The sequence below is a fragment of the Oleiphilus sp. HI0079 genome (genome assembly GCF_001635105.1).
Genome location: NZ_LWFT01000694.1, coordinates 1 through 4714 on the forward strand (window position 1 = coordinate 1; position 4714 = coordinate 4714).

General features: G+C 50.5%; 6 protein-coding genes. All 6 read right to left on the reverse strand.

Going from position 1 to position 4714, the window contains the following annotated elements:
- Nucleotides 1-744 (reverse strand): urate hydroxylase PuuD (locus A3750_RS12590; RefSeq protein ID WP_197475019.1); only part of this gene is annotated, 744 nt, incomplete at its 3' end.
- A 22-nt stretch (nucleotides 745-766) separates the two neighbouring features.
- Nucleotides 767-2062: a guanine deaminase gene (guaD, locus tag A3750_RS12595; protein ID WP_068456035.1), complete on the reverse strand. Its 1296-nt coding sequence runs from the start codon at nucleotides 2060-2062 to the stop codon at nucleotides 767-769.
- A 12-nt stretch (nucleotides 2063-2074) separates the two neighbouring features.
- Nucleotides 2075-2584: an ureidoglycolate lyase gene (locus A3750_RS12600; RefSeq protein WP_068456038.1), complete on the reverse strand. Its 510-nt coding sequence runs from the start codon at nucleotides 2582-2584 to the stop codon at nucleotides 2075-2077.
- A 4-nt stretch (nucleotides 2585-2588) separates the two neighbouring features.
- Nucleotides 2589-2927 (reverse strand): hydroxyisourate hydrolase, encoded by a 339-nt coding sequence (gene uraH / locus A3750_RS12605; RefSeq protein WP_068456041.1) that lies wholly within the window; start codon nucleotides 2925-2927, stop codon nucleotides 2589-2591.
- 159 nt (nucleotides 2928-3086) lie between these two features.
- Nucleotides 3087-3635: a 2-oxo-4-hydroxy-4-carboxy-5-ureidoimidazoline decarboxylase gene (gene uraD / locus A3750_RS12610; protein ID WP_068456044.1), complete on the reverse strand. Its 549-nt coding sequence runs from the start codon at nucleotides 3633-3635 to the stop codon at nucleotides 3087-3089.
- Nucleotides 3636-3646: 11 nt separating this feature from the next.
- A partial coding sequence (alc, locus tag A3750_RS12615) for an allantoicase (RefSeq protein WP_082873285.1) occupies nucleotides 3647-4714 on the reverse strand: 1068 nt, incomplete at its 5' end.

Consider the following 4714-nt stretch of genomic DNA (forward strand, 5'->3'; position numbering starts at 1 on the left):
ATAGGTCATCGGGTAGTGGTTACTGATCATGATGAAGATCAGCGGCAGTGTGAGGTAGTTATTATGAGTGGAACGTAACTTGGCGAACGCACCGTATTTTGGATCAGGCGCTTCGCCGCGTTGCACCGCTTCAACCAGCGCACGTTGCGAAGGCATGATGCCGAAGAAAACATTACCCGCCATGATCGAGCCGATTAAGGCACCTACGTGGATGTACGCACCACGATCAGAGAAAAGCTGATCTGCCAGCCAAGCCATGAATGCTAAAAAGGCAAAAAGAACCAGCCCAAAGGCACCGTCTTTATGTCGCAGCGGCGTTTTAACAAGAATTTCGTACACCACAAAGCCAGCGGTAATAAAGCCCATACCCAGGCCAATGGCTTCCCATTGAGTTAGCTCTAACTTGCTGTTGTCGATCAGAAAGCTTTCAGCGCCAACGTAGTAAATAATCCAAAGCATTACCATGCCGGTTAGCCACGTGGTGTAAGCTTCCCACTTAAACCAATGCAGGTTCTCTGGCATTGCCTCTGGCCCAAGTTTGTATTTGGCAACCTCGTAAAAACCGCCACCGTGGATCGCCCAAAGGTCACCACCAATGCCTTTGTCTTTTTTCCATTGCGGCGGGTTTTCGAGGCTGTTATCCAGCCATACAAAATAAAAGGAGGCGCCAATCCAGGCGACACCCGCGATCACATGGAACCATCGGAAAAATAGGTTCAACCATTCCAGGAAATACGCTTCCACAGTTAATCTCCTCGCCTGTGTATTAGTGTTTTTCGTGGGCGCATTCGCCCGCGACGTAGGTGGCTTTTACTGCGCGGTCATCGCCCAGAATAATCATTGCGAACAGCTTTTCGTCCAGTGTTTTGCACTTGGATTGCTTCAGGCTCATCAACGGTGTTGCATCATAATCAAGCACCGCAAAGTCGGCTTCACGACCTGCCTGAAAAGAGCCAATCTTGTCATCCAGTTGCAGCGACTTGGCATTGCCTAGCGTTGCCATGTACATACTCTTGAGAGGGCTTAAGCTGTGATTTTGAAGTTGATTTATCTTGTAGGCTTCAGCAAGTGTGGTCAGCATCGAGAAGCTAGTCCCGCCGCCGACATCGGTGGCAACCGAGTAGTTCACTTGTTCTCTTTCGAGCTGGCGTATATCGAGTAAGCCACTGCCTAAGAACAGGTTCGAGGTCGGACAGAAGCTGACACTTGAGCCGGTCTCGCGCAAACGTTGATGCTCTCGCGGATACAGGTGAATGCCATGCGCAAATACGGCGCGAGGGCCGAGCAGGCCATAGCGGTCGTATACATCAAGGTAATCAATCGCATCAGGAAATAGCTCGTCGACAAACGCCACCTCATCGTGGTTCTCGCTAATGTGCGTTTGCATAAATACGCTTGGGTGTTCTGCAATAAGCTGTCCGGCTTTCTCTAACTGGGCTTCGGTTGAGGTGATCGCAAAACGCGGCGTGACCGCATACAGCTGACGGCCTTTTTCGTGCCATGCTTCGATTAAGGCTTTGCTGTCTTGGTATGCGCTTTCTGGTGTGTCGGTGAGATACTCTGGCGCGTTGCGATCCATCATCACTTTGCCGCAGATCATCCGTGTATTGCGCTGTTCTGAGGCTTCAAAGAAGGCTTCGACGCTTTGCTTATGTACAGTGCCGAAAACCAAGGCGGTTGTGGTGCCGCACTTCAGCAATTCATCTAGAAAGAAGTTCGCAATGTTCGATGCGTATTCCTTGTCTTCAAACTGGCGCTCAGCAGGGAAGGTATAGTTGTTCAGCCAATCCAATAGCTGCTCGCCGTAGGATGCAATCACTTCGACTTGTGGGAAGTGAATGTGTGTGTCGATCATGCCGGGAATAATCAGCTTACCCGTGTAATCAACGATCTCTGCTGTAGTATGTTTGGCGAGCAGTTCGCTTGCCTCGCCTAGCTCGACAACATGGCCGTCGTTCACGACAAGCGCGCCATCTTCAAAGAATTCGTACGCGTTCTCGCCGTCAATATCCGGGTCTGAAAGGAAGTGCAAAACAGAAGCGCGAAAAAGTTTGATGCTCATAATGTTGTGTCTTTAAAGCTCTAGAGTAATTTCGATGTTGATGTTATCGCCGAAGTAGATCTCTTCGCAGTTGTATCCTTCGCCAAGGCGGTCAACAACTAAAAAGTCGCATACTTTGTGCAAGCCCAGTACAGGGTGATGCCATGTGTTCTTTCGGTAGTTGACACCCTGATCTTTGGTCGCCAGAAACAGGTGTAAATTCTCCGGTTTAAGATCTTCGACCGGATCACCAACAAGCACTAAGTACTCCTCGCCAGATAGAGGTTGAAAGGATTGGGAGCCCTTAGGGTGACGCTCCATCATGCAGATAGTCATGGGCAAGCTGCGTGGTTGCGCCCTGAAAATGTTGATGATGATTTTGTCGTCTGCATTTTCTACTTCTGTGCTTACCAGATTGTGGTAGCGCTCGGTATTGCCGTCGTTGATCATCATGGGCGTGTTGCCATCGCACTGAACGACGTCACCGAATGGCGCGAACGCCTCGGCTGTAAGCGGTTTCGGTGTGAGTGTGTAGCGATCCATCTGCCTAGCTGCCCCGGTAAGTCGAAATTCCGTAAGCGGAGACCAGAAGTGGTACGTGGTAGTGTTCTTCTGGCTTTTCGATACGGAAATCGAAGTTTACGCTGGGGTAGAAGCAGGTTTTTCCTTGCTTCTCGAAGTAGCTGTCCGTATCGAAAACAATGCGGTAAATGCCTTTTTCACGCTCCTGACCTTCAAGCCAGTCGGTAATGCGCCCATCGCTGTTAGTGACGCCCTCTGCGATTTGCTTCCATTCACCGTCGACTTGCTTGAATAGTTGTACTGCGATACCCCCAGCGGGGCCGCCGAGATTGGTGTCCAGTACATGTGTGGTAATCGGGCTCATGGTACTTTTTCCTAATTAATTAACTTGTTTATTGCTTGCTAGACCTTGCTCATACTTTGTTAAAAGCGTGCTCTAGCAGTCACGTACTGACGTGTACGCTCCTTTGATGCGCGCTTTTGCCGCGTCGGATTAAGCTCTAGTGCAGCACCGTAACAATTACTACCTCGGGGTCAGACCCTTTATAGCCTGTGGGCGTATCAACTTATTAATGCGAATCGCGGTGATCAGCGCTTGTTGCTGAGCTGCATTTTGCAATTCTGTGTCACGCTCGTTCGGCAGACGCGCTTGCAGTAAATCGTTCATTTGCGCGGCGCTTTTACCGGTGGCGCAGACGATAAAAATAAAGCCGAACTTGTTCTCGTAATCGGTGTTGCCTTGAGCCAATGCCGCGATTGTTCTTTCATTCGCTTCGCTAACGGAAGACTGTTCGCCGCTCGCCAGCTTTTTGGTGTGGGCGTACTTCTTGCGCAGGCTAGTGACATCACCGATTTTTGGGTGGCCTTCAAAGGCCTCAAGAAAATCGGCTTCTTCCATAGTGTCCCAGATTGTTTTAGCTGCCAGATGGCATTGATCAATCGTATCAAATGGGCGCGCTTCGACCATACCTGCTACCCAGCGCGAGGCGGTGCAGCAATTGGTGAATGCGAACGCTGCGTCTTCTTTGCTGAGCGCGTTTAGTTCCTCAAGCGTATAGGTTAAATCTGACATTGTCCTTATCCTTAACGTCCTGAGTCTTGCGCTGAGGTATTGGCAGAGGCTGGGTAGCCCCATAAGCGCAAGCGGCTGATGCCACCGTCTGGGTACATTTTTATGCGAATGTGTGTGAAGTTCATATTGGTGTTTTGTACTTCTGCGGTATAGGTGTGCTCGCGATCTGCATGCAGCGGCGTACGCGGCATAATCTCAATCCACTTGATCGGACTTGGCGCTTCGCGGCCTGCGGTTAAGGCATCCTGAGTGGCATCAAATTCAAGCAACGCGGCGTCGGCGGCTTGCTCGGCAGTGAGCACTGCGCCTTCAAGAGAGAAGCCGTTCGGGTAGTTGCCTTTAAAATGACAGGTATCGACCAAGATCTTGTTGATGCTACCTTTGGTCGCAAGCTGAAGAACTAACCAGTCGTTGTCACGATCTATTGCGGCATCGCCAACCGTGCGGCGGCGTTTGGTTTCCCAGCCATCTCCCATGTTGGCACCACGCTCTGGCATCACAAGGTTTTGCATGTGACTGAAGAACATATCTGAACACACTAACGGGCGAGCGCCGTTTTTGATGTATGCAAGATCGACAGGCTCATTTGGCAGGAAGTGCGCTGGGTCGACAACCACATCGCCATAGATGCGCAAGCGTGCAACGCCACCATCGGGGAACATGTTAAAACGTACGTGGGTCCAAACTTGCTCAGAGCTTTGGTCTGCGGCTTCAATTAGATTTTCGCTACCTGGCTCAACTGCAGTTTTAGGGATGACTTCAAACCACTCGGTGTTGTCGTTTGGCTCGCCAACAATGTTTGCAGCTTCAAGAGAGACATGCTGCGGAGCATTGCCTAAAAAGTGGTTGGTGTCTGCATTGATCGCTCTGATCATCCCTTGTGCGCCCAACTTGATGATGCACCAATCGTACATTAAGCCATCGTCTGAGGAACCGTCAGGAAGAAAACGACGACGACGCGATTCCCAGCCATCCATCCACTTGCCGCGATCGGTAAACTTGTCGTCGATAAATACGCCTCGGCCCGGCTTTAACAGGTTTTCCATTTCAGCGAAAAAGTCGTTACTGCAAGACAGCGT

What these genes read in the sequence shown, in the direction of transcription:
- guaD (WP_068456035.1), bottom strand. Translation starts at nt 2,062, where the DNA reads ATGAGCATCAAACTTTTTCGCGCTTCTGTTTTGCACTTCCTTTCAGAC.
- A3750_RS12600 (WP_068456038.1), bottom strand. Translation starts at nt 2,584, where the DNA reads ATGGATCGCTACACACTCACACCGAAACCGCTTACAGCCGAGGCGTTC.
- uraH (WP_068456041.1), bottom strand. Translation starts at nt 2,927, where the DNA reads ATGAGCCCGATTACCACACATGTACTGGACACCAATCTCGGCGGCCCC.
- uraD (WP_068456044.1), bottom strand. Translation starts at nt 3,635, where the DNA reads ATGTCAGATTTAACCTATACGCTTGAGGAACTAAACGCGCTCAGCAAA.